Raw genomic sequence first — 24,039 nt, 5'->3', positions numbered from 1 at the left:
ACAGGAGACACCATGACGGATCCGTACCTGATCATCTCCTCGGACTGCCACGCAGGCCTGCCGACGGAGCAGTACCGGCCGTATCTCGACAGCAGGTTCCACGCGGACTTCGACGAGTTCCTCGGGCAGCGCCAGGCGCGCCGCGAGGCGATGACGCGGCTCGGGGTGCGCAACGAGGCGTTCGCGGAGAAATGGTTCAGCGACAACGAGGAGGGGCTGCGCGGCGGCTGGGACAGCGCGCAGCGCGACAAGGAGCTCGACGGTGACGGGGTGGCGGCCGAGGTCGTCTTCCCGGACGCCGACGCCGTCGACAGCCAGACCGCCGCGCCGTTCGGGGTGGGCCTCGGGCTCTCCGGCGACCAGGACCCCGCCCTGGGGATGGCGGGCGCGCAGGCGCACAACCGCTGGCTCGCGGAGTTCTGCGCCGAACGCAGCCCGGAACGCCGCTGCGGGGTGGCGCTGCTGCCCATCACCGGCGACGTGGACGCGGTGGTGGCCGAGGTCCGCAGGGCGAAGGCGTCCGGCCTCGGCGCCCTGATGATCCCCGCCCGGTGGGTCGACAAGGCGGCGTACCACGACGCCCGTTACGACCCGGTGTGGGCGGTGGCGCAAGAGCTGGAGATGCCGGTCGTCACCCACTCCGGATCGGCCCCGCACCACGAGTACGGGGACCATCTGGGCATCTACGTCAGCGAAGTGACGTTCTGGCCCTCGAGGCCGCTGTGGTTCCTGCTGTGGGCCGGGGTCTTCGAGCGCTTCCCCGGGCTGAAGTTCGGCATCGCCGAGTCCGGCTGCTGGTGGCTGCCGAACCAGCTGTGGTTCATGGACCGGCTCTACCTCGGCGCGCACGGCGGCAAGAAGCTCTCGCCGTTCGCCGAGCTGAAGCGGCCGCCGAGCGAGTACCTGGACCGCCAGGTCTTCATCTGCGCCACCAACACCAAGCGCCGCGAGCTGGCCCAGCGCTACGAGATCGGGGTCGGCAACATCCTGTGGGGCAGTGACTTCCCGCACCCGGAGGGCACCTGGCCCGCGACCCGGGAGTGGCTGAAGAACACCTTCCACGACATTCCGGTGACCGAGACCCGGCAGATGCTCGGGCTGGCCGCCGCCGAGGCCTTCGGCTTCGACACCGCGGCGCTGGCGCCGATCGCCCGCCGGATCGGCCCCACCCCGGCCGAACTGGGCCAGCCGGACGACCAGTCGGCCGTCGAGGCGTCCTGGGCGCGCGCCCGCGACACCGGACGGCACTGGCTGACCGGGCACGACTTCCCGTACGTGGGGATGGAGGCGGGCACATGACGGCACCCACCGGACCCGGACCCGGGCCCGACGACCGCTACACGGTGATCTCGGCGGACTGCCACGCCGGCGCCGACCTGCTCGACTACCGGCCGTACCTGGCGGCCCGGCACCACGAGGAGTTCGACGCGTGGGCGGCCACGTACGTCAATCCGTACGAGGACCTGATCGCCCCCGAGGCGCCGCGCAACTGGGACTCCGGCCGCCGGCTCGCGGAGCTGGAGGCGGACGGCATCGTCGCCGAGGTCGTCTTCCCCAACACCGTGCCGCCGTTCTTCCCCAGCGGTTCGCTGCTGGCCCCCGCGCCCTCGAAGGAGGAGTTCGAGCTGCGCTGGGCCGGGCTGCGGGCCCACAACCGGTGGCTCGCCGACTTCTGCGCGCAGGCCCCCGGCCGGCGCGCGGGCGTCGCCCAGATCCTCCTCAACGATGTGGACGCGGCGGTCCGCGAGGTGCGGTGGGCCAAGGAGCACGGGCTGACCGGCGGCATCCTGCTGCCGGGCGCACCGCCTGGCTCCGGCGTCCCCGAGCTGTACTCGGCGGTGTACGACCCGCTCTGGGCGGTCTGCGACGAGCTGGACGTACCGGTGAACCACCACGGCGGCTCGGCCTCCCCGCCGCTCGGCGACGAACCGGCGGCCCGCGCGGTGTTCATGGTCGAGACGACGTGGTTCTCGCACCGGGCGCTGTGGCACCTGATCTTCGGCGGGGCGTTCCAGCGGCACCCCGGGCTGCGGCTGGTGCTCACCGAGCAGGGTTCGGGGTGGATCCCCGCCGTGCTCGACATGCTGGAGTACTACCACGGGCGGCTGGTCAGCGCCGCGACCCGGGCGGCCACCGCCGAGGCCAAGTTCGGCACCGGGCTGGCGGCCGCCATGGGCAAGGGCCCGCAGGCCGTCTGGCGGGACAACTGCTTCGTCGGCGCGAGCTTCATGCGCCCCCACGAGGTGCCGCTGCGCGACCGGATCGGCCTGGAGAAGATCATGTGGGGCAGCGACTACCCCCATGACGAGGGCACGTATCCCTACACCAGGGAGGGGCTGCGGATCGCGTTCGCCGGGCTCCCGGCCGAGGAGGTCGCCGCGATGGTGGGCGGCAACGCGGCCCGCGTCTACGGCTTCGACCTCGGGCTGCTGGACGCGGTCGCCGCGAAGTCCGGCCCCACGGTGGCGGAGATCGCCGAGCCCCTGAAGGAGCCGCCCGCCGACGCGACCAGCCCGGCGTTCGCACCGGGAGGTTCGGTCCGCGTCTGGTGACGCTGGCGGTGACGGTGACGGTGACGGTGACGGTGACGTTGGCGGTGGCGGTGACGATGGCTGGGGTGTTACCTCCGGCGGCGGGGAATACGGGGGAGAACCCCGCCGCCGGAAGACCGGGTGGACCGCGGTGTGCCGCGGTCTAGCGCGATGACACCGTCCTGAACAGAGCGGACAGTGCCGAGCCGGGCCGCGCCGTGGAGGCGTGCCCGGGTGGATCCCGGGTCGGTGACGGACGTGCGGCGTCCTTGGCGTCGCCGCCCGCCGTCACCAGCACGAACACGGCGAGGGCAAGCACGGCCAGGCTTACCGCGGTGGGCAGGCTCGGCCTGTGCATGAGGGTTCCCCCGGTGGATCGGCTACCGGTTCCACAGTGCCCGGGGCGGGGGTGCCCGGCCATCGTGGACCACCACGAGATCAACCACGACAACACCACGGCATATCCTGGGACCGCGGCGGCGGAAGGGGTGCGGTGGCCACGGTGGGGGAGCAGTTCGGGCTGCGCGAACGGGACGGCCAGCTGGCCGTCGCGGCACGCCTCGCGGAACGGGCCGAGGCGGGCGCGGGCGCCCTGCTGGTGGTGCGCGGCGGCTCCGGCAGCGGCCGGACCGCCCTCCTGGACGCCGCGGCCGAACTCGCCCGGCGGCAGGGCCTCGACGTCCGCCGTACCCGCGGCGCCGAGCACGACCAGGACGCCGGCAGCGTGCCGGCCGTCGTGCGGCGGCTGCTGGACGGCGCCCCCGAGGCCACGTCCATCGACGACCTGTCACCCGGCGGCATACCCCTGGCGCTGGCCGTCGACGACATCCACCTGGCGGATCCGGCCTCCCGCGGCTGGTTCGGCCGGCTGGTGCCCCGGCTCGACCGGCTGCCGGTCCTGCTGATCCTGACCGAGCGTCACCAGTACGACATGACGCCGGCCCCGCGCGGCATCGCCTGGGGCCTGGCCCCCTCCCTCGTCCACACCGTGCGGCTGCCGCCGCTGAGCGGGCCGTCCGTCGACGCGATCGCCCGCGAACGGCTCGGCGGCGACCCGCCGCCCGGCCTCGCCGCGGCGACCGCGGGCAACCCGCTGCTGCTGCACGCCCTGCTGCAGGACCTGGCCGAGCTGCACCCCGGCGGCCCGCCGGAGCGCACCCCGTCGAGCGTCGCCGAACTCCACCCCGGTGCCTACGCCGACGCCGTCGCCTGGCTGCTGGCCGCGGCGGGCCCGCAGACCGCCGACGCCGGCTGCGCGCTCGCCCTGGTGCAGGACGAGCACGACCCGCTCGGCCTGCTGGCCGAATGGCAGCGCGGCGAGCGCCGGCGCACCGGGCGGAAGGGCTTCACGGTGCCGGGTCACGTCGGCGCCGGGCCGGCGCGCGGCGAGCCGGAGACCGCCGATCCCGCGCGGCTGGCCGGCTGGGCCGCCGCACTGCGGCACCACGGCTTCCTGGCCGCAGGACACGGCGAGGCCGGCGGGCCGGCCCGGTTCGCCCACCCGCTGCTGCGCGACGCGGTGCTGCACACCCTGCCCCGCGAGCGCCGGGACGCGGCGCACCGCACCGCGGCCCGGCTGCTGCACGAGCGCGGCGACCGGGCCGGCGCCGTCGCCGGGCATCTGCTGCCGGTCCCGCCGGTCGGCGAGGCGTGGGCGGCCGATGTGCTGCTCGCCGCCGCGCAGGAGACCCGCTCGGAACCCGAGGGCGTGCCGCGGGCCGTCGCCCATCTGCGCCGGGCGCTGGACGAGCCCCTCACCACCGAGCGGCGCGGCAGCGTGCTCACCGAACTGGGCTGTCTGGAGGTCCGGATCGACCGGGCGGCCGGAGTCCGGCGGCTCGCCGAGGCGCTGCGCGTGCAGCAGGACGGGCACGGCCGGGTGCGGGTGGCCAGCGCGCTGGGCACGGCGCTCGCCGCGCACGGCGAGGTGCCGGCCGCCATCGCCGTGCTGCGCGAACTCGCCGACGGCTTCGCCGGCCGCCCTGACCTGCTGAGCGCGGTGCAGGCGGCGACCGCGCTCATCGCCTCGCACGACGGGGAGAGCTGGCGGCAGATGATCTCCGAACTGCTGCGGCTGCGACACCTCGGCGACCCGGACCCGATGGCCGAGATGATGCTCACCGAGTACGAGTCGGCCGCCGGGCTGCTCTCGGCGGAACAGGCCTGGGAGCAGGTGCGTCCACTGCTCACGCACGGCTCGGTGGACCCGCTGCTGGAGCCGTACGTCCTGGGGTCGGTCGCCACCGTCGCGCAGTGGGCCGACCTGCTGGACGAGGCGGAACGGTACGCCGCCCGGATCCCGCTCGGCGAGCCGGTGCTGCATCCCGGCCACGAGTGCCTGGTGAGCGTGCGGGCCGAGGCCGCCGTCATGCGGGGGGACTTCGCCCGGCTCGTCGACGACCAGGACCCCGCCGCCAACGTCCACGTCGGCGCCCAGACCATGATCGCGCTCACCGAACTCGACCGGCTGGACGAGGCGGCCGGGCTCGCCGCGAAGCTCGCCGGCCCCGGCCCCGACCACTCCTGGCAGTGGTGCGAGTTCCTGTACGCGCGCGGGCTGCTGCGGGCGGCGCGGGGCGACGACGCGGGCGCGCTGGAGGACCTCACCGACTGCGGCCGGCGGCAGGTCGCCCGCGGTGTGGTGAGCCCGGTCGTCACCGCCTGGCGCTCGGCGGCCGCCGACAGCCTGGTGCGGACCGGCCGGGCCGGCGAGGCGGTGCCGCTCGCCACCGAGGAGCTGCGGCTGGCCAGGATCTGGGGCACGGCCCGCACCGAGGGGCGCGCCCTGCGCGCGCTCGGCTCGGCCACCGGCGGCCGGCGCGGCATCGAACTGCTCGAGGAGGCCGTCACCCGGCTGCGCGAGGAGCCGGCCGCCGAGCCGGAACTGATCGCCGCGCAGCTCGGCCTGGGCCGCTCCCTGACCGCCGCCGGGCGCTCAGGGCAGGCCCGCGACGTGCTGCGGGAGGCCGCCGCGCGCGCCGAGCGGCTCGGCGCCGTACGACTGGCCCGGCTCGCGCGGCAGGCGCTGCGGGACGGCGGCGCCCGCCCGCGCCGGATCCCGCACACCGGAACGGGCGCCCTGACGGGCAGCGAGCGGCGGATAGCGGAACTGGCCGCCGCGGGCCACGGCAACGGGGAGATAGCGGAGCTGCTGCATCTGGCCCGCCGGACCGTCGAGACCCATCTGACCAGCACCTATCGCAAGCTCGGCATCCGGCAGCGGGCCGATCTGGCGGCGGCGCTGGCGGCGGCTCCCGGGATCCCGGCCGGCCGGTGACCGGCCGCGGGCCCGCACCTGCCGGCCCGCCCTGGCCCGCCGTGACCCGCGGAGTGCGGCCCCCGGACCGCTGGCGTACCGTGAAGTCACCCCATTGAGCTGAGCAGCAAGGACACCCCTATGCGCGCCACCGCCATCCACGCCCCGTTCGACATCAGGGTGGAGGACGTGCCCGACGCCGCGATCCGGCAGCCCGGCGACGCCGTCGTCCGGGTGGTCCGCGCCTGCATCTGCGGCAGCGACCTCTGGGCGTACCGCGGCGAGGCGGCCCGGGAGCCCGGGCAGCGCATCGGCCACGAATTCCTCGGCGTCGTCGAGGAGACCGGCTCCGAGGTGTCGGGACTGACAGCGGGCGACCTGGTCGTCGCCCCCTTCATGTGGTCCGACGGCGTGTGCGAGTACTGCGCCGACGGCCTGACGACCTCCTGTGTGCATGGTGGCTTCTGGGGCTCGGTCGGCTCCGACGGCGGCCAGGGCGAGGCCGTCCGGGTGCCGTTCGCCGACGCCACCCTGGTCAAGCTGCCCGCCGAGGCGCTCTCCGACGACCGTCTGCTGTCCGCGCTGCTCGCGCTGTCCGACGTCATGGGCACCGGCCACCACGCCGCCATCGGCGCCGGTGTCGGCCCCGGCACGACGGTGGCCGTCGTCGGTGACGGTGCGGTCGGCCTGTGCGGTGTGCTCGCCGCCAAGCGGCTGGGCGCCGAGCGGATCATCGCGCTCGGCCGGCACACGGCGCGCACCGACATCGCCCGCACCTTCGGTGCCACCGACGTCGTCGCCGAGCGCGGCGAGGCCGCCGTCGCGGCGGTCCGCGAGCTGACCCGCGGCCAGGGCGCGCACGCCGTCATCGAGGCGGTCGGCACCGAGCAGTCCATGCGGACGGCCGTGGGCATCACCCGCGACGGCGGCGCCATCGGTTACGTCGGCGTCCCGCACGGCAGCGGCACCGGTCTGGACCTCGGCGAGATGTTCAACCGCAACATCGCCCTGCGCGGCGGTGTCGCCCCGGTCCGCAGCTACATTCCGGAGCTGCTCCCCGACATCCTGTCCGGCGCCATCGACCCGTCCCCGGTCTTCGACCACGCGGTCGGCCTGGAGGGCGTCCCCGGCGGCTACAAGGCGATGGACGAGCGCACCGCCCTGAAGGTCATCGTCAAGCTCTGACGGACGAACGCCGGGCGGGCCCGTCCCATCGGGCCCGCCCGGCGTCATCGGCAGCCGTTACCTGGTGACGGCTACTTGGTGACGGCGTCCAGGGCGTCGACGATGCCGTACCCGTAGAAGCTGTTCAGCCGCTTCGGGCCGGTGCAGGTCGCGTCCTGCACCCCGTTGCCGTCCGGGTCGTACAGGCCCGCCGGGCAGCCGGGGTTGTCGGCCTCGGCCTTGAGGAGCCACTGGATCTGCTCGGGCGTGGCGTGCGGGTGCCTGCTCTTGATGAGCGCCGCGACGGCCGCCACGTGCGGGCTGGCCATCGAGGTGCCCTGCAGGTATCCGTAGGTGTTGCCGGGCAGCGTGGACAGGATCCGGCCGTTCTTGTCCGGGCTGCCGGGGATCTGGTACTTGTCCCCGCCGGGGGCGGCGACGTCGATGACGCCCCGGCCGTAGCTGGAGTAGTACGACTTGAGGTTCTGCACGCCGGTCGCGGAGACCGTGACGACGCCGGGCAGCTGGGTCGGGATGTCGAAGCACTGGTGCGGGTCGACGGTGCGGACGACCGGGGTGCCGTCGTCCGGGCTGGACGCGTCGGAGAGCGCGTGCGAGTCCAGGTCGTCGTTGGAGTTGCCGGCGGAGGCGACGTTCAGTACGCCCTTGCGCTCGGAGTACTTCGACGCACGGTTGACGGCGTCGACGATCGCCTGCTGGTCGGGGTCGGCGAGGCAGTTGTAGAGCCACGGGTCGATGTAATAGCTGTTGTTCGTCACGGAGATGCCGTGGTCGGCGGCGAAGACGAACGCGCAGACCACGCTCTCCGGGTAGAACAGGCTGGTGACGGGGTCGCTGACCTTGATGGCCGCGACCTTGACGTTGGGCGCGACACCGGCCACGCCGATGCCGTTGCGCGCCGCGGCGATCTCGCCCGCCACATGCGTGCCGTGGTAATCACTGGCCGGGTCGTACGGGCGCCAGGCGCCCGGGGTGGTGTCGGCCACTCCGCCCACGCAGTTCGCGGACTGCGAGGCGGAGAAGTTCGCGGCGAGATCCGGGTGGGTGTCATCGATGCCGGTGTCGATGACACCCACCGTGACCTTCCGGCTGCCCGGGTTGATCTTCGCGGCCTTGTCGGCCTTGATGGCCACGAGATCCCACTGGTTCGCCTCCAGCGGCTCCTGCGCGGTGCCGGCCTTCGCGTTGGCCGCGGTGGCCGCGGCGACCTGCGCGGCCGTGAGCCGCTCCGGCGCGCCCAGTTCGGTGGTCGAGGCGGGGGCGATGGCGGCGGTGCGGGTGGCGCCCGCGGTCTGCACTCCATGGGCCTTGCGTATCGCGGCGGCGAAGCCCGGGTTCGCCGAGTGGACGACGATGACGCCGATCTTCTCGTACGAGATGACCACCTGGCCGCCGGCCCGGGATATCGCGCGTTCGACGCTCTTGACGGTGCCGTGGTCCACCCTGGTGTTGACCACGTAGGACAGCAGCGGGCCGTCGGCCGCCACGGTACTGTCCGCCGCCGACGCCGAAGCGGCGCCCGGCAGTACGGCGACGGCTGCCGCCAGCGCCATCCCGACGGTCGCCGCGAGCACGCGGCGCCGTCCGGACCGTCTGTGAAGAGGAACCATGGGATCTCCAATCGTCCAACGACCCGCCCTGACGGCACGGTTGCCGTTGGACGGGTACATGACGATGGAAGCTATCGTCGTACCGGTGGCGCCATCAATGGATTGCGGTGGAAATCCCGGATTCCTACCGGATTCCCGTTCGAAGCGGTGGCGCGTCAGCCACCGCCGTGGCCGGACCGCAGCGCCTCGATGCTCAACAGCGGTATGACCACTCGCGGTCCGTACCACCGCCCGGGCGCCGCGCGGCCGGCCGGCCGTGGCGCCGCGGCCACCGGGACGGTCAACCGGACGGCCCCGTAGGGCAGTCGGTGCGGACCCGGGGGCGGGGAACTCGGCGGGGTGTTCACGGGCGATGTCCTCGGTGCTGCGTCACGGCCGCGTCCGGGCCGCTTCGTGGCGGTGCTGGGCGCTCTGTACAACGAAGCGCCCCGGTCCCGGTGTCGGCCCTGATCCGGATGGCGGCAGTTTTCACCGAGGGCCTGTTGAACACCCGCCGTCACCCCTCTAACATGCGGTCTCCGATCATCGACGTGACGCAGATCACTCATGGAGGCACCGTGGACCCCGCACCACCGTCCGCCACCCCGGGCCCGCCGACCCCCGCCTCGTACTCCGAGGTCGAGGCGAGCCCGGAATTCGGCGAACTACGGCACTCCTACCGGGTGTTCGCGTTCCCGGTCACCGTCGCCTTCCTCACCTGGTACCTGCTGTACGTACTCCTGTCGAGTTACGCGGGCGGGTTCATGGCGGCCAAGGTCGTCGGGAACATCAACGTGGCCTTCGTCTTCGGCCTCGCGCAGTTCCTCACCACGTTCCTCATCGCGTGGATATACGCCAGGTACGCGAATGCCCGGCTCGACCCGGGGGCCGAGGCCCTCAAGGCGCGGCTGGAGAACGGCACCACGTCGGTCGGTCCCGACCCGGCGGCCGAGGTTCCCGGGGCGCGGCTGGAGAACGACGCTACGTTGGAGGACCGCTCATGACCACCGGCACGATCAACCTGGCGGCCGAGGCGGCGGCGTCCGAGCACCGCACCCTGATCATCACGCTCTTCTCCGTGTTCGTCGTCATCACCCTCGGCATCACCGTCTGGGCCGGCCGCCAGACGAAGGACGCCACCGACTTCTACGCGGGCGGCCGCGGCTTCACCGGGTTCCAGAACGGTCTGGCGATCTCCGGCGACTACATGTCCGCCGCGTCGTTCCTCGGTATCGCCGGCGCCATCGCCCTCGTCGGCTACGACGGCTTCCTCTACTCGATCGGCTTCCTGGTCGCCTGGCTGGTCGCCCTGCTGCTGGTCGCGGAACCGCTGCGCAACGCCGGCCGCTTCACCATGGCCGACGTGCTCGCCTACCGGCTGCGCCAGCGCCCGGTGCGCACCGCCGCCGGCACCTCGACCATCGTCGTGTCGATCTTCTATCTGCTGGCCCAGATGGTCGGCGCGGGCGCCCTGGTCTCGCTGCTGCTCGGTGTCACCGGCGAGGGCCCGAAGCGGCTGATCGTGGCGCTGGTCGGCATCGTCATGGTGCTGTACGTGACGATCGGCGGCATGAAGGGCACGACCTGGGTGCAGATCATCAAGGCCGTGATGCTGATCCTCGGCACCCTGCTGATCACGATCCTGGTGCTCAACAAGTTCCACTGGAACCCGTCCACGCTGCTGGGCGCCGCGGCCGAGAAGAGCGGTCACGGGCACAAGTTCCTGGAGCCGGGCCTCAAGTACGGCGTCGACAGCACCAGCAAGATCAACTTCATCTCGCTGGGCCTGGCCCTCGTCCTGGGCACCGCCGGACTGCCGCACATCCTGGTGCGCTTCTACACCGTGCCGTCCGCGAAGGTCGCCCGTAAGTCCGTGAACTGGGCGATCGGCATCATCGGCGGGTTCTATCTGATGACCATCGCGCTCGGGTTCGGCGCGGCGGCGCTGGTCGGCGCCGCCAAGATCAAGGCGAGCGACAAGTCCGGCAACACCGCGGCGCCGCTGCTCGCCGAGTACGTCGGCGGCGGCCCCGGCACCACCGGCGGCGCGATCCTGCTCGCGGTGATCTCCGCGGTGGCCTTCGCCACCATCCTCGCCGTCGTCGCCGGCCTCACCCTCGCCTCGTCGGCCTCGTTCGCGCACGACCTGTGGGCCAACGTGATCCGCAAGGGCAAGGTGAGCGAGAAGAACGAGGTGATCACCGCCAAGATCGCCGCGGTCGCGATCGGCGCCGTCTCCATCGGGCTCGGCATGTACGCCACCAAACTCAACGCGGCGGCCCTGGTGGCGCTCGCCTTCGCGGTGGCCGCCTCCGCCAACCTCCCGACCATCCTCTACAGCCTGTACTGGAAGCGGTTCACCACCTCGGGAGCGACCTGGTCGATCTACGGAGGCCTGGTCTCCTCGGTCGTCCTGGTGATCTTCTCGCCGGTCGTCTCCGGCGCCGCCGACTCCCTCTTCACCGGCATGGACTTCCACTGGTTCCCGCTGGGCAACCCGGGCATCGTCTCCATCCCGCTGGGCTTCCTGCTCGGCTGGCTGGGCACGGTCCTGTCCAAGGAGGAGCCGGACCTCGAGAAGTACAAGGAGCTGGAGGTCCGCTCCATGACCGGCGCCGGAGCCCACTGACCGGCCGTCCACCACCGGCGACCACGCGTTCAACAAACTGTTGCAATATGGGGCCCATCGCGTACGCTGCGGCGATACGCGGTGGGTCACCGTGGTCCTAAGCTGGAGTGGCGGGCGCACCTGGTGCCCGCGAGGGAGGCGGAACGCGTGCTGATCGACACCTACGGACGCGTGGCCACCGATCTTCGGGTCTCGCTGACCGACCGGTGCAATCTGCGCTGCACGTACTGCATGCCCGAGGAGGGCCTGCAGTGGCTGGCCAAGCCCGAGCTGCTCACCGACGACGAGATCGTCCGGATGGTACGGATCGGCGTCACCGACCTCGGCGTCAAGGACGTCCGCTTCACCGGCGGCGAGCCGCTGCTGCGCCCCGGCCTGGTCGGCATCATCGAACGCGTCGCGGCCCTCGAACCGCGCCCCCGGATCTCGCTGACCACCAACGGCATCGGGCTCGGACGCACCGCCGCCGCGCTCCGCGACGCCGGCCTGAACCGCGTCAACGTCTCCCTCGACACCCTGCGCCCCGACGTCTTCCAGGCCATGACCCGCCGCAAGCGCCACCATGACGTCATCGGCGGGCTCGAAGCGGCCCGCGCCGCCGGCCTGGCCCCGGTCAAGGTCAACGCGGTCCTCATGCGCGGGGTCAACGACGACGAGGCCCCTGACCTGCTCCAGTGGGCCGTCGAGAACGACTACGAGCTGCGCTTCATCGAGCAGATGCCGCTGGACGCGCAGCACGGCTGGCAGCGCAGCGACATGGTGACCGCCGAGGAGATCCTGGAGAGCCTCAGGACCCGCTTCACGCTCACCCCCGAGCCCAACGGGGCCCGCGGCTCCGCCCCCGCCGAACGCTGGCTGGTGGACGGCGGCCCGGCCCGGGTCGGCGTCATCGCCTCCGTGACCCGCCCCTTCTGCCGCGCCTGCGACCGTACCCGGCTCACCGCCGACGGCCAGGTCCGCGACTGCCTCTTCGCCCGCACCGAGTCCGACCTGCGCGCCCCGCTGCGCTCCGGTGCCGGCGACGCGGAGATCGCCGCGCTGTGGAAGACCGCGATGTGGGGCAAGAAGGCCGGCTCCGGGCTCGACGACCCGTCGTTCCTGCAGCCCGACCGCCCGATGTCGGCGATCGGCGGCTAGGACCCGTCCGGCCCCGCGGTACGGCCCTGGCCCGGCCCCGGGCCGTACCGCGGTTCCGTCCGCTATCAGGACGCCGCAGGACCCCCCGGTTCGGCCGGATCCGCCGGCGTGACGGGGTCCGCGGGGTTCGCCGGGTCCTGCCAGTCCGCGAACGGCACGACGTCCTTCAGGAACCCCCGCAGATCCAGGAACTGCGACAGGTGCTCCCGGTGCTCGTCACAGGCGAGCCAGGTCTTCCGGCGGTCCGGGGTGTGCAGTTTGGGGTTGTTCCATGCCAGCACCCACGCGGCGGTGGTGCGGCAGCCCTTGGCCGAGCAGATCGGCGTCACGTCGTTCATGGCTGCCAGTAAACATGGCGACGCCGGGCAGCCACGGGGGGAGCCGCCCGGCGTCGGTCCGTCGCTCCGACGGGGGATGCGGAGCGCGTACGAAGTATGTCACGCGTGCACCCCGGTCGAGGAGTGGATCCTCATGATTGATCTGAGCTTTTCTTGAGGTTTCCGGCCAGGTGCGGCTCAGTTTCGACTGCTGGACGGGCCCTCCGGATATTCCGTTCCGGGCTCCACATGACCCTCCAGGACGACCGGCTCCAGCATCGGCCGGGTCGGCGGCGGGACGAAGGACGACGGCAGCGACGGCGCGTTCTCCCGTCCCGCGTTGGCGATGACCACCGCGACATAGGGCAGCAGCGCGCCCAGCACCAGCGCGACCCAGGCCAGCGGCCGCTGGACGTTCCACAAGGTCACGGTCGCGATGACCGAGGCGGTACGGACCAGCATCGAGATGACGTAGCGGCGCTGCCTGCCCTGTACATCCTGAGTGAGACCGGTCCGGGCTCCGGTGATCCGGAACACCTCGCCGTCACTGTGCTTCCGCGTCACATTCCACCGCCTGCTCGGCCCACCGGGCCGTACCGAATTCTGTTGCGGGGACCCGCCCCAGACCTCTCTCACGGTACGCCGCGGGTCCGCCGCATTCGAGACCGGGGCCGCCCCGCGAGTGGCGTGCGGACCCCGTCGTACGGCGTATGGACGCCCCCGACATGCGGCGTAGCCCACCCCGGATCAGACTGACGTCACGAGTGCATCGTCACTCGAACGCGAGGAGGCGTGTGACATGAGTTGGTTGTGGGCGATCATCGTCGGCCTGGTTCTGGGTCTGATCGCGAAAGCGATCCTGCCCGGCAAGCAGTCCATCCCGCTGTGGCTGACCGCGATCTTCGGCATGCTCGGCAGCATCCTGGGCAACGCGGTGGCGACCTGGATCGGCGTCAACGACACCAGCGGCATCGACTGGACCCGGCACCTGCTGCAGTTGCTCGGCGCCATCGCCGTGGTGGCCGTCGGCGACGGACTGTGGGCGGCGATCAGAGGCAAGAAGGAAGCCGCCTGACGACTCGGACCTGACGACTCGGACCGGGCGACTCAGACCGGGCGCTGTCGCAGCCGCGCCGGCGGAACCCGGTCGGTCAGCCACACGCCGTTGGCGCTGACCCGGAACACATGGCCCTCGGCGGCCAGCCCGGCAGCGTCCACCTCCAGCACCACCGGACGGCCGTGCCGTGCACCCACGCGCACGGCCGTCTCCACGTCCGCCGACAGATGGACGTCCTGACGGGACATCGGCAGCAGCCCGTCCCGGAGGATCAGCGGCAGCGTCGTCGTCGCGGTGCCGTGGAACAGCACGTCCGGCGGCGGCGCGGCCGCCAGTCCGAGGTCCACCGTGACCGAGTGCCCCTGGCTGGCCCGGATGCGCCCGCCGTCCGGCGAGTACTCGTAGCGCTTCTTGTTGTTCGTCGCGACGACATGGTCCAGCTCGGCGCGCGAGAAGCGGCGGCCCGCCCGGTCGCAGGCGGCGATCAGCTCGTCCACCGCCACCCAGCCGCCCTCGTCGAGGGCCACCCCGACCGCTCCCGGATCGTGCCGCAGCACCAGGGCCAGGAACTTCGAGACCTTGACCGTCCGCTTCTCGTCCACCGTCGTCAATCCTCCTGGCAGGGTCAGACGCCCTGGCTGACCGAACTCATGTTGAAGTCCGGGATCCGCATGGCCGGCGCGGCGGCCCGGGTGAAGTAGTCGCTCCACTCGCGCGGCAGCGTCCGCTCGGTGCGGCCGGTCTCGGCGACCCGGCCGAGCAGGTCCACCGGCGACTCGTTGAACCGGAAGTTGTTCACCGCGCCCGTCACCTCGCCGTTCTCGACCAGGTAGACCCCGTCCCGGGTGAGGCCGGTGAGCAGCAGCGTCGCCGGATCGACCTCGCGGATGTACCACAGGCAGGTGAGCAGCAGCCCGCGATCGGTGGCCGCGACCATCTCCTCCAGCGACTTCGTGCCGCCGCCGTCCAGGATCAGGTTGTCGCCGGCCGGGGTCACCGGCAGGCCGGTGAGGCCCGCGCTGTGCCGGGTGGTGGGCAGCCGGTTGAGCACCCCGTCGCGGATCCAGTCCACCGGACCGACCGGCAGGCCGTTGTCGAACACCGAGGTGTCGTCGCCCGAGGCGTGCGCGATGACGAACGGCGCCGACTCCAGACCGGGTGCCCGCGGGTCGCTGCGCAGCGTCAGCGGCAGGTCGGAGAGCTTCTCCCCGACCCGGGTGCCGCCACCGGGCTTGCTGAACACGGTGCGGCCCTCGGCCGCGTCCCGGGCGCCGGACGACCACAGCTGGTAGATCGCCAGGTCCGCGACGGCGGTCGGCGGCAGCAGCGTCTCGTAGCGGCCGGCGGGCAGCTCGATCCGGCGTTCCGCCCAGGCGAGCCGCTGCGCGAGCTCCGCGTCGAGCGCCGCCACGTCGATGTCCTTGAAGTCCCGGGTCGAGGCCCCGGCCCAGGCGGACCGGGAGCGGTCCGGCGACTTGGCGTTGAGCTCCATGGTGCCGGTCGGCTGGTCGTGCCGCAGCCGCAGCCCGGTGGAACTGCCCAGGTAGCTGGAGGTCACCGAGTGGAAGGCGAAGCCGTACAGCTGCCGTCCGCCGGCCCGCGCGGTGGCGAAGGACTCGCCCAGCGCCGGTGCGAACGACCCGAAGACCTCGGAGGAGGTCTCGGCGGGCGGCTCGGTGAAGCCGGCGGAGTGCGCGGTCCCCTCGACGAGCGGCTGCGCGTCCTCGGCCGGTCCCGCGGCGCGGGCCGCCTCCTCCGCGGCCCGGACCAGCGGCTCCAGGTCGTCGGCGGTCACCGCGGAGCGGGACACCACACCGGAGGCGGCGCCCTGCGAGCCGTTCACCGTCGCGATGACGGTGAGGGTGCGGCCCCGGGTCACGCCGTTGGTGGTCAGCGCGTTGCCCGCCCAGCGCAGGTTGGCGCTGGACTCCTCGTCCGCGATGACGACGCAGCCGTCGGCGCGGGACAGCGCCAGGGCGCGCTCGACGATCTCGTGCGGAGCGGTGCTGCGGGGGCTCATCGGCCGGCCTCCTGGGTCGTGTTCAGGATGTTGACACCGCGGAACAGTGCGGACGGGCAGCCGTGGCTGACCGCCGCGACCTGGCCGGGCTGGGCCTTGCCGCAGTTGAAGGCGCCGCCGAGCACATACGTCTGCGGGCCGCCGACGGCTTCCATCGAGCCCCAGAAGTCGGTGGTCGTGGCCTGGTAGGCGACGTCCTTGAGCTGGCCCGCGAGCCGGCCGTTCTCGATCCGGAAGAACCGCTGGCCGGTGAACTGGAAGTTGTAGCGCTGCATGTCGATGGACCAGGAGCGGTCGCCGACGATGTAGATCCCGCGCTCGACGCCGCCGATCAGCTCCCGCGTCGACGGTCCGTCCGGCGCCGGCTGGAGCGACACGTTCGCCATCCGCTGCACCGGCACATGGCCGGGGGAGTCGGCGTACGCGCAGCCGTTGGACCGTTCGAAGCCGGTGAGCTTCGCGATCCGGCGGTCCAGCTGGTAGCCGACCAGGGTGCCGTCCTTGACCAGGTCCCAGGTCTGCCCGGCGACGCCCTCGTCGTCATAGCCGATCGTCGCGAGGCCGTGCTCCGCGGTGCGGTCCCCGGTGACGTTCAGCAGCGCGGAGCCGTACTTCAACGTGCCCAGCTGGTCGAAGGTCGCGAAGGAGGTGCCCGCGTAGGCCGCTTCGTAGCCCAGCGCCCGGTCCAGCTCGGTGGCGTGGCCGATCGACTCGTGGATCGTCAGCCACAGGTTGGACGGGTCGACGACGACGTCGTACGAACCGGCCTCCACGGTCGGCGCGAGCATCTTCTCGGCCAGCAGCTCCGGGATCTCCGCGAGTTCGGCGTCCCAGTCCCAGCCGGTGCCCGTCAGGTACTCCCAGCCGCGGCCGACCGGCGGGGCCAGAGTGCGCATGGAGTCGAAGTCACCGCTGCCGGGGTCCACCGCGACCGCGGTGAGCTGCGGGTGCAGCCGCACCCGCTGCTGCGTGGTGCTGGTGCCCGAGGTGTCCGCGTAGAACTTGTTCTCCTGAACGGTCATCAGGGACGCGTCGGCGTGCGCGACGCCCTTCGCGGCGAGCAGCCGGCTGCTCCACTCGGCGAGCAGCGCCGTCTTCTCGGCGTCCGGGACGCCGAAGGGGTTGGTCCCGTACTCGGAGACCCACACCTTCTCCGCGTGCACCGGCTCGTCCGCCAGCTCGACCCGTTCGTCGGATCCCGCGGCGGCGATCACCTTCGCCGACAGCTTCGCCATGGCGACCGCCTGGCCGGCGACCCGCGCCGCCGCGTCCATCGTCAGATCGACGCCGGACGCGAAGCCCCAGGCGCCGCCGTGCACGACCCGGACCGCGTATCCGGTGTCCGTGGTGTCCGACGTGCCGGACGGCCTGGCGTCCCGCAGCCGGTACGCGGCGCTGCGGATCCGTTCGAAGCGGAAGTCCGCGTGCTCGGCTCCGAGCGCCCTGGCGCGGGCGAGTGCCGCGTCGGCCAGCGCCCGCAGCGGCAGCGCCAGGAATGACTGATCGACCTCGTGAGGCACAGCGGCCTCCTCCTTCGCCCGAATCGACAGGTCTGATGCGACAGGTCTGCGCAGTGAATCATGCCGCTCGGACAGCCCGGACGGCCACGGTACCTCCGGCGCGTTCCGGGAATTGATGATGCTCCGTCAGAAGCCGGTGGCTGCAGGCCTCTTGTCGTTGGTCCAGACCAATCCTATGCTCGTTCTGCTGTCCCCCCACGCCCCTGTCCGCGCAGTCACGAGATACAGCACGACAAGGAGCCCCCCACATGTCAGCCCCCCACCAGCCGGCACTCCGTGTACCCCCGCCGCGGCTGCCCGCGTTCCGCCATGCCGCGGCCGTCGGCGCCGCGGGCGCCGCGGCACTGGCGCTCGTCGCCCTCACCCCGGTGTCCGCGAGCGCGCACGGCGCCCTCAGCAGTCCTGTCAGCCGGATATCCGCCTGCTACGCCGAAGGCCCCGAACACCCGCAGTCACAGGTCTGCAAGGACCTGGTCGCCATGAGCGGCACCCAGCCGCTCTACGACTGGAACGAGGTGAACATCGCCAACGCCGACGGCCACAGCCGGGACATCATTCCCGACGGCAAGCTGTGCTCGGCCAACCGCGACAAGTACAAGGCCCTCGACATGGCCCGCACCGACTGGCCCGCCACCAGCGTCGCCGCCGGCTCGTTCAACGTCGGCTTCCGGGTCACCGCACCCCACCGCGGCGTCATGACCCTCTACATCACCAAGGCCGGCTACGACCCGACGAAGCCGCTCAAGTGGTCCGACCTGGACGCCACTCCGATCGCCACCTACCCGACCAGCTCCTCCGCGACGAGCGGCTACTACAACTTCACCGCGCAGCTGCCCAGCCGCTCCGGCCGCCACCTGATCTACCAGGTCTGGCAGCGCACCGACAGCCCCGAGGCGTTCTACGGCTGCTCCGATGTCGTCTTCGGACAGGGCGCCGCCGCCAAGGCCCCGGCCGCGCCCAGCGACCAGCAGATCGCCGCCGGAGCGAGCCGGTCGACGGTCAGCCACCACGGCCACGGCGGGGACACCACTCTCGTCACCCAGAACACGGCAGCGAGCGGCCAGGCCGCCGGCACCCTGAAGACGGCACTCGGCGGCAGCGCCGTTCTCGCCGCGGGAGCCGTCGGAATGATCCTCCGCGGCCGCCGCCGGACCGCGGCCCGCACACAGGCGTAACCCCGCCGACTGTAGGGACCCGACAGGGACGGCTGGACGCCCCTGTCGGGGCCGGTTCCCCGTATCGCTGCCCGGACCGATAGTTTCGTGGTGATAGCCACAACTATGGGAAAGGGTGATCCGTTGAGCCGCTCGGTTCTCGTCACCGGAGGAAACCGGGGCATCGGCCTCGCCATCGCCCAGGCTTTCGCCGACGCGGGTGACAAGGTCGCCATCACCTACCGCTCGGGCGAGCCGCCGGAGGGCTTCCTCGCGGTGCGGTGCGACATCACGGACGCCGAACAGGTCCAGCAGGCCTACAAGGAGATCGAGGAGAAGCACGGCGCGGTCGAGGTGCTGATCGCCAACGCCGGCGTCACCCGCGACCAGCTGCTGCTCCGGATGACCGACGAGGACTTCACCTCGGTCCTGGACACCAACCTCACGGGCACCTTCCGTGTGGTCAAGGCCGCCGCCCGGAAGATGCTGCGGGCCCGCAAGGGACGCATCGTGCTCATCTCCTCGGTGGTCGGCCTGCTCGGCTCCGCCGGCCAGTCGAACTACGCCGCCTCCAAGGCCGGCCTGGTCGGCTTCGCGCGCTCGCTGGCCCGTGAGCTCGGCTCGCGCAACATCACCGTGAACGTCGTGGCCCCCGGCTTCGTGGACACCGACATGACCCGCGCGCTCACCGACGAGCAGCGCGCGAAGATCGTCGGCCAGATCCCGCTGGCCCGCTACGCACAGACCGCGGAGATCGCCTCCTCGGTCCGCTTTCTCGCCTCCGAAGAGGCCGCATACATCACTGGTGCCGTCATTCCCGTAGACGGCGGATTGGGCATGGGTCACTGATCACCATGAGTGGAATTCTCGAAGGCAAGCGCATCCTGATCACCGGAGTGCTGATGGAGTCCTCCATCGCGTTCCACACCGCCAAGCTGGCGCAGGAGCAGGGCGCTGAGATCATCCTCACCGCCTTCCCGCGGCCCACCCTGACCGAGCGCATCGCCAGGAAGCTGCCGAAGCCCACCAAGGTCATCGAGCTGGACGTGACCAACGCCGAGCACCTCGGCTCGCTCGCGGACACCGTACGCACCGAGCTGGGCAGCCTGGACGGCGTCGTGCACTCCATCGGCTTCGCGCCGCAGGACGCACTGGGCGGCAACTTCCTCAACGCCCCGTGGGAGTCCGTCGCCACCGCGATGCACGTCTCCGCGTTCTCGCTGAAGTCGCTCACCATGGCGTGCCTGCCGCTGATGAGCAACGGCGGCGGCTCGGTCGTCGGCCTCACCTTCGACGCGCAGTACGCCTGGCCGCAGTACGACTGGATGGGCCCGGCCAAGGCCGCACTGGAGGCGACGTCCCGCTACCTCGCCCGTGACCTGGGCAAGCAGAACGTCCGCTGCAACCTGATCTCGGCCGGACCGATCGGCTCGATGGCCGCCAAGTCCATCCCGGGCTTCGGCGAGCTCGCGGACGTCTGGAACCACCGCTCCCCGCTGGAGTGGGACATGTCCGACCCGGAGCCGACCGGCCGCGGTGTCGTCGCCCTGCTCTCGGACTGGTTCCCGAAGACGACCGGCGAGATCATCCACGTCGACGGCGGCCTGCACGCGGTCGGTGCCTGACCCGTACCGCTCCTGACACCCGGCGAACGCCCGGTCCCCGACGCTTCCTCAGCGTCCGGGGCCGGGCGTTCGGCATTCCCGGACCTTCGCGGATTCTGTCCGCCGACGAGGAGGGAATTTTCTGTGTAACGCGTTCTTTGTACGGGATCCTGCAGGACTCTCGCGCTGCGGACTTGCCAGTGGCAGGATCGCAGAATGAACAGCACGGTTGTGGACCTGCGGCGTTGGCTGACCGGACTGAGCGATGAGGAACTGCGCGGACTGCTCGTCCGGCAGCAGCTGTTCCGGGAACTGGCTTGCAGTCAGTCCCGCGGTCGCAGTGAAGGTCCCCAGGTCTCCCGCCGGGACATCAGGTCCGCGCGTGCGTGGCTGCCGAAATCGTTACCGCGGAATCTTCTGGGGATAGCGGAATTCGGCCTGGGAGATGCCGCAGCCCGGCTGGTACGAGAACTTGGGCACCCCGACGAGGCCGTCGGGGATCCCACGCTAGAGCAGCTTGAGGCTATGCTCGCCGCCCTGGAACCGATCGAGGCGCGGCTGGCTCTCTTCGGAATGGTGCTCGGCGATGTTCCGGTCTCTCCTATGGCCAGGATGCATGAGCAGTCACTAATTAGGGCTTCCGCCCGGCATCCATCGGAACCGCGACCAGAGCCGGTTCGCGAAGGAAAGCGCGACGGGCAAGAAGCCGCGGTGACGCTCTTAGCGGGGGATGGCGCTGAGACCGCTGGGATGGCGGGGACACACGCGCTCAGCGGTGCAGCCGAGCGACTGCGGGCCGGTGCCGTCGTGGCCGCTGGGCAGTTGCGGGAGGCAGCGGACGCAGTGTGCGAAGGACGGTTGCCGGACGATATCGACGGGCTGACGGACGCGCTGGCGTCGTGGTGCGCGGAGCGTGCCGTGCTTGGCAGCCAGATCGGATCCCACGGCCATGCCTGGCCGGAGACTGCAGACTTCACCGCTTTGGGCAACCTCTTGGCTTTGATAGGTGAGGAGCACGCCCGTGCCGTGGAGCGTGAAGCCAGGCGGCAGGCCGCTGCGTGTGAGGAGAGGGTTGCGAAGCTCACAACACAGGCTGCGAACTATCGAAATCTGCTTGCGGGGAGCGACGATCCTGTTGACGCGGAGCTGATCACCGGACTGCTGACCCGGGCCTTGGAGAAACTGCAGGAACTCGGTGCCCCCGTCTCTGAAGCGGACATGGAGTCAACTCCTCTGCAGGGAGGCGGCGAAGCCGCTCCGCAGGAGCAGCTCGCGGATCGGCGGAACTACGCGGACCTGTCACCAGATCTGCCGCTGGACTTTGTCCCCGCGGCGGCTGTCGTGGTGCTCTCGGTGCAGCCGGAGCCGCTGCAACCTGCCGAGATCCTTGTTGCCATGGCGCCGGAGTCGGCTGATCAGCCGAATTTCCAGGAGCAGGACGGGGCCTTGCCATGGAGCGAGGAGTCGCCCTCGCCCATTGTCGAACTCATCGCGGCGGCTCGGCTGGATGAGGCGTACTGGCTGACCGCGGCCTCGGCCGAACCGAGGACACGCGCTGACGCGTTGGCCTTCGCGTCAGCGGCCTTCGGTTGTGTCACCGAAACCGACGCAAGCGCCGTACTCATGGCGCACAACAGGGTGCCGGAGAAGTACGCCGATGATCGGGAAGCGCACCTCATCGCCCTAGCAGCGGCGCTCTGTGCCGGCCTCAACGCGGGCTGGCCGAGTGCCTTGGTAACGGGGTATACCCCGATAGCCGGTCTCCCCGAATGCTGGCAGCAGCTGGTGACCGCACTGGCTAGCGCGGTGCGCCAGTGCCGCAAGCTGGAAGCGGGTGCCGGACGCATCACCACCGAACCCGGCACCGGACAGACCCGGGGGGAGATCGGCTCGCGTGCCCAACAACTGATGAAGGAACTTCCGCGGCGCACCGTCAAGTACCAGCGCGCCACGCGAGCGCTCCAGCGGATGGCAGCCAAAAACGGCGTGCTTGGTCATACTCTCGTGCTAATCCATCGCTGGGCGGATGGCGAGGAGAGTGCCGAAGCGCTGGAAGCCGAGGCCGCACAATACCGTCGACCCCAGGCCGATTCACGGATGATCGAAGAAGCCGATCGGGCCGGCCGCGCGCCCAAGCATGCCAAGGAGGAGATCCACTCAGGGGCCAGACGGCAGCTCCAGGTAGCAGTGGCCTCGGTTGCGGAGTTGCTCGACATGGCCCTCAGCGTCGCCTTGGCCGCAGCCCGCCAGAACACTGTAGAGGAGGCGGATTCCGATCTGGCCCCCGTCATTCATGCGGTCCTCGACGTCGAAGTGCCGCCCGGACCGGCGGGAGCGATGCTTGGTCTGCTCCGGGACTGGCTGCGTGGCGATATGCCGGCCGCGGCTGTCTCCCTGCGCCGGACGGCCGAGGATGACGAGGTCCAGGACGAGTCGGCCGACGAAGTGTGGGGGATTGCACCCGACGCCGATTGTTTGTTGGCTCTGCCCGAGGTGGCACGGAACACAGACGGCACACCGATCCCCGGCCCGGACACGGTGGCGCATATCGCCTCGTTGCTCCGCCCAGTGGATCCGGCTGGGGCACTTTCCTCCTATCTTTGCAGGGGAGATTTGCATCTCGCAGAGCAGCTCATAGGTGCCATGGTCGCGGGAAGAGTTCCGTCTGCCGGAGGCTGGAATCCCCTGCAGGTGGATTCGGCCCGACGCGACCTCGAGGAGTCCACGCAACGCTGGGGTGAGCAGTTGAACACAGCGCTCTCTGCCGTTGGCAGCCAGCTGGCGCAGGTACGCACCCTTAACCTCCTTAACCCCTATGAGGAAAGGGAATTCACCGGGTTTGTCCAGGAGCTCGCGGGGACCGGGCAGGACGGACGTTATCGCGCGGCTCTCATGCGCATTGCCGATCTGAGCGCGCAGCTGTCTGACATGATCAAGAAGTTCGCGGACAAGATGCGCGATGATCTGGCGACGCTTAAGGTCGAGGCGGCCGACCACGAGCGGATCTGTTCGTTGCTCAACGACGGGGACACCGTCACAGCGGAGGAATTCCTTTCCTTCGCGCGTCGTGGGGAACCCCTTCCGGAGCGTCCCGCCGAAACCGGCGAGGAACTCAGGGAATTCCTTGCCGTTGTCGGTCACCCGCAAGCCCCCAAGCCTGCCAACCAGGGGGTCAGCGCCAGATGGTGGGCCGAGCGATACGCGGCCGGCGCCTCGCTGACACCAGGTGCCGAACAGGGTCTGGCCGCCTGGGACGCACTGTGCGATGCCACTCGCCGTTCGATGGAATGGCAGCGACACATCCCCGATGTGCTGCGGTTGATCGGTCTGGAATGCGGACACCTAGGGCCGAGGAACAGTGAACGGCTGACCCGCGGCGTACAACGAATCACAGTGCGAGCCACTTCGTCCGAGGCCAGGCCGGGGTACATCGCCGCACTCGGCTCCCGGGCCACCGAGTACACGGTGCTGTTGATCTCCGAGGAGCAGCGTGCCGAGGGCGGCCCACTGGCCCACCTGGACGATGCCGACCTTGGGTCGAACATCGTCCTCTATCTGCATCCGCTCGGAGCCAGAGGCAGGCGCAGGCTCGCGGAGACGTCGCGCGGCCGTACCCAGCAGGCGCTGGTGGTCGACCCTGCCTCAGTGGGTTGGATTGCCGCGCGTGCCCCCCGGTCGTTTCGGTCCCTCCAACGGATCACACTGCCTTGGGCCGGCTATAACCCGTACACGCCCTTCGTTGCGGGCCTCGTTCCGCCCGAGGTCTTCTACGGGCGGGACGAGCAGATGGCCCAGGTGATGGACCAGCAGGGCGGCCTCTTTCTGTACGGCGGGCGTCAGTTGGGCAAATCCAGCCTACTGCGGCAGGCTGCCGAGGTTTTCCCCCGTCGTAATGCCGACCACGTCGCTATCTACCTCGACCTGCTCAAGGCCGAGATCGGTCAGGCGGAACCACCGGAGCGGATTTGGGGCGTGCTGGTGGAAGCGCTCAAGCGATAGAAGGTACTCGGCCCGAAGGTGTCCGACCGGGCTGGAGCCAA

Annotated in this window: 19 protein-coding genes; 12 read left to right on the top strand and 7 right to left on the bottom strand. The window is 71.1% G+C overall.

Features of this window, described 5'->3' with window-relative positions; translation table 11 throughout:
* Nucleotides 1–12: 12 nt before the first annotated feature.
* Together LNW72_RS11205 and LNW72_RS11200 are read left to right on the top strand one after the other, a co-directional pair.
* Nucleotides 13–1,299 (top strand): amidohydrolase family protein, encoded by a 1,287-nt coding sequence (locus LNW72_RS11205; RefSeq protein WP_250975260.1) that lies wholly within the window; start codon nucleotides 13–15, stop codon nucleotides 1,297–1,299.
* Nucleotides 1,296–2,552, top strand: a complete 1,257-nt coding sequence (locus tag LNW72_RS11200) for an amidohydrolase family protein (RefSeq protein WP_250975259.1) — start codon at nucleotides 1,296–1,298, stop codon at nucleotides 2,550–2,552. Before LNW72_RS11205 ends, LNW72_RS11200 begins: the two co-directional genes overlap by 4 nt.
* Nucleotides 2,553–2,694: 142 nt before the next feature.
* Here the strand turns inward: LNW72_RS11200 and LNW72_RS11195 are convergent, their stop codons facing one another.
* Nucleotides 2,695–2,889, bottom strand: coding sequence for a hypothetical protein (locus tag LNW72_RS11195; protein WP_250975258.1), 195 nt, complete (start codon nucleotides 2,887–2,889; stop codon nucleotides 2,695–2,697).
* A gap of 135 nt (nucleotides 2,890–3,024) precedes the next feature.
* Here LNW72_RS11195 and LNW72_RS11190 point away from each other — a divergent pair, with 135 nt between their 5' ends.
* Complete coding sequence (locus tag LNW72_RS11190) at nucleotides 3,025–5,808, top strand: LuxR family transcriptional regulator (RefSeq protein WP_250975257.1); 2,784 nt, start codon at nucleotides 3,025–3,027, stop codon at nucleotides 5,806–5,808.
* A gap of 120 nt (nucleotides 5,809–5,928) precedes the next feature.
* Entirely contained in the window at nucleotides 5,929–6,972 is a 1,044-nt protein-coding gene (locus tag LNW72_RS11185; RefSeq protein ID WP_138354984.1) for a zinc-dependent alcohol dehydrogenase family protein, read from the top strand.
* 71 nt (nucleotides 6,973–7,043) lie between these two features.
* On the opposite strand, the gene LNW72_RS11180 is transcribed toward LNW72_RS11185, so the two are convergent.
* Nucleotides 7,044–8,582: a S8 family serine peptidase gene (locus tag LNW72_RS11180; RefSeq protein WP_250975256.1), complete on the bottom strand. Its 1,539-nt coding sequence runs from the start codon at nucleotides 8,580–8,582 to the stop codon at nucleotides 7,044–7,046.
* A 509-nt stretch (nucleotides 8,583–9,091) separates the two neighbouring features.
* On the opposite strand from LNW72_RS11180, the gene LNW72_RS11175 reads away from it, so the two are divergent.
* The 3 genes from LNW72_RS11175 (at nucleotide 9,092) to moaA (ending at nucleotide 12,327) form a co-directional block, all read left to right on the top strand.
* Nucleotides 9,092–9,565 (top strand): DUF485 domain-containing protein, encoded by a 474-nt coding sequence (locus LNW72_RS11175; protein WP_250975255.1) that lies wholly within the window; start codon nucleotides 9,092–9,094, stop codon nucleotides 9,563–9,565.
* Nucleotides 9,562–11,190 (top strand): cation acetate symporter, encoded by a 1,629-nt coding sequence (locus LNW72_RS11170; RefSeq protein ID WP_250975254.1) that lies wholly within the window; start codon nucleotides 9,562–9,564, stop codon nucleotides 11,188–11,190. Before LNW72_RS11175 ends, LNW72_RS11170 begins: the two co-directional genes overlap by 4 nt.
* Nucleotides 11,191–11,337: 147 nt before the next feature.
* A complete protein-coding gene (gene moaA, locus LNW72_RS11165; protein WP_250975253.1) occupies nucleotides 11,338–12,327 on the top strand; it encodes a GTP 3',8-cyclase MoaA in 990 nt (329 codons plus the stop codon).
* Between the two features lie 65 nt (nucleotides 12,328–12,392).
* On the opposite strand, the gene LNW72_RS11160 is transcribed toward moaA, so the two are convergent.
* Together LNW72_RS11160 and LNW72_RS11155 are read right to left on the bottom strand one after the other, a co-directional pair.
* Nucleotides 12,393–12,665, bottom strand: coding sequence for a hypothetical protein (locus tag LNW72_RS11160; RefSeq protein WP_250975252.1), 273 nt, complete (start codon nucleotides 12,663–12,665; stop codon nucleotides 12,393–12,395).
* Between the two features lie 177 nt (nucleotides 12,666–12,842).
* On the bottom strand, nucleotides 12,843–13,208 hold the full coding sequence (locus tag LNW72_RS11155; protein WP_250975251.1) for a DUF3099 domain-containing protein: 366 nt from the start codon (nucleotides 13,206–13,208) through the stop codon (nucleotides 12,843–12,845).
* A gap of 235 nt (nucleotides 13,209–13,443) precedes the next feature.
* On the opposite strand from LNW72_RS11155, the gene LNW72_RS11150 reads away from it, so the two are divergent.
* Nucleotides 13,444–13,719 carry a GlsB/YeaQ/YmgE family stress response membrane protein gene (locus LNW72_RS11150; protein ID WP_138354976.1) on the top strand — a complete coding sequence of 92 codons (276 nt, stop codon included), beginning with the start codon at nucleotides 13,444–13,446 and terminating at the stop codon, nucleotides 13,717–13,719.
* A 32-nt stretch (nucleotides 13,720–13,751) separates the two neighbouring features.
* Here LNW72_RS11150 and LNW72_RS11145 read toward each other — a convergent pair whose 3' ends face one another.
* From LNW72_RS11145 to LNW72_RS11135, 3 genes are read right to left on the bottom strand one after another with little or no spacing between them, the layout of a single operon-like run.
* Complete coding sequence (locus LNW72_RS11145) at nucleotides 13,752–14,303, bottom strand: RNA 2'-phosphotransferase (RefSeq protein ID WP_250975250.1); 552 nt, start codon at nucleotides 14,301–14,303, stop codon at nucleotides 13,752–13,754.
* A 23-nt stretch (nucleotides 14,304–14,326) separates the two neighbouring features.
* A complete protein-coding gene (locus LNW72_RS11140) occupies nucleotides 14,327–15,721 on the bottom strand; it encodes a metallopeptidase TldD-related protein (protein WP_250975249.1) in 1,395 nt (464 codons plus the stop codon).
* Nucleotides 15,718–17,241 carry a TldD/PmbA family protein gene (locus tag LNW72_RS11135; protein ID WP_250975248.1) on the bottom strand — a complete coding sequence of 508 codons (1,524 nt, stop codon included), beginning with the start codon at nucleotides 17,239–17,241 and terminating at the stop codon, nucleotides 15,718–15,720. The genes LNW72_RS11140 and LNW72_RS11135 overlap by 4 nt, the downstream gene beginning before the upstream one ends.
* Before the next feature lie 248 nt (nucleotides 17,242–17,489).
* Between LNW72_RS11135 and LNW72_RS11130 the strand changes: the two genes are divergently transcribed.
* From LNW72_RS11130 to LNW72_RS11115, 4 genes are all read left to right on the top strand, one after another.
* Nucleotides 17,490–18,416: a lytic polysaccharide monooxygenase gene (locus tag LNW72_RS11130; RefSeq protein WP_250975247.1), complete on the top strand. Its 927-nt coding sequence runs from the start codon at nucleotides 17,490–17,492 to the stop codon at nucleotides 18,414–18,416.
* A gap of 123 nt (nucleotides 18,417–18,539) precedes the next feature.
* Nucleotides 18,540–19,244, top strand: a complete 705-nt coding sequence (gene fabG, locus LNW72_RS11125) for a 3-oxoacyl-[acyl-carrier-protein] reductase (protein ID WP_250975246.1) — start codon at nucleotides 18,540–18,542, stop codon at nucleotides 19,242–19,244.
* Between the two features lie 5 nt (nucleotides 19,245–19,249).
* Entirely contained in the window at nucleotides 19,250–20,020 is a 771-nt protein-coding gene (fabI, locus tag LNW72_RS11120) for an enoyl-ACP reductase FabI (RefSeq protein ID WP_250975245.1), read from the top strand.
* A 195-nt stretch (nucleotides 20,021–20,215) separates the two neighbouring features.
* On the top strand, nucleotides 20,216–23,998 hold the full coding sequence (locus LNW72_RS11115; protein WP_250975244.1) for a hypothetical protein: 3,783 nt from the start codon (nucleotides 20,216–20,218) through the stop codon (nucleotides 23,996–23,998).
* The last annotated feature ends 41 nt before the right edge of the window (nucleotides 23,999–24,039 follow it).

The organism is Streptomyces sp. RKAG293 (assembly GCF_023701745.1).
Lineage (GTDB): Bacteria > Actinomycetota > Actinomycetes > Streptomycetales > Streptomycetaceae > Actinacidiphila.
This window is presented reverse-complemented; position numbering and strand designations above follow the sequence as displayed.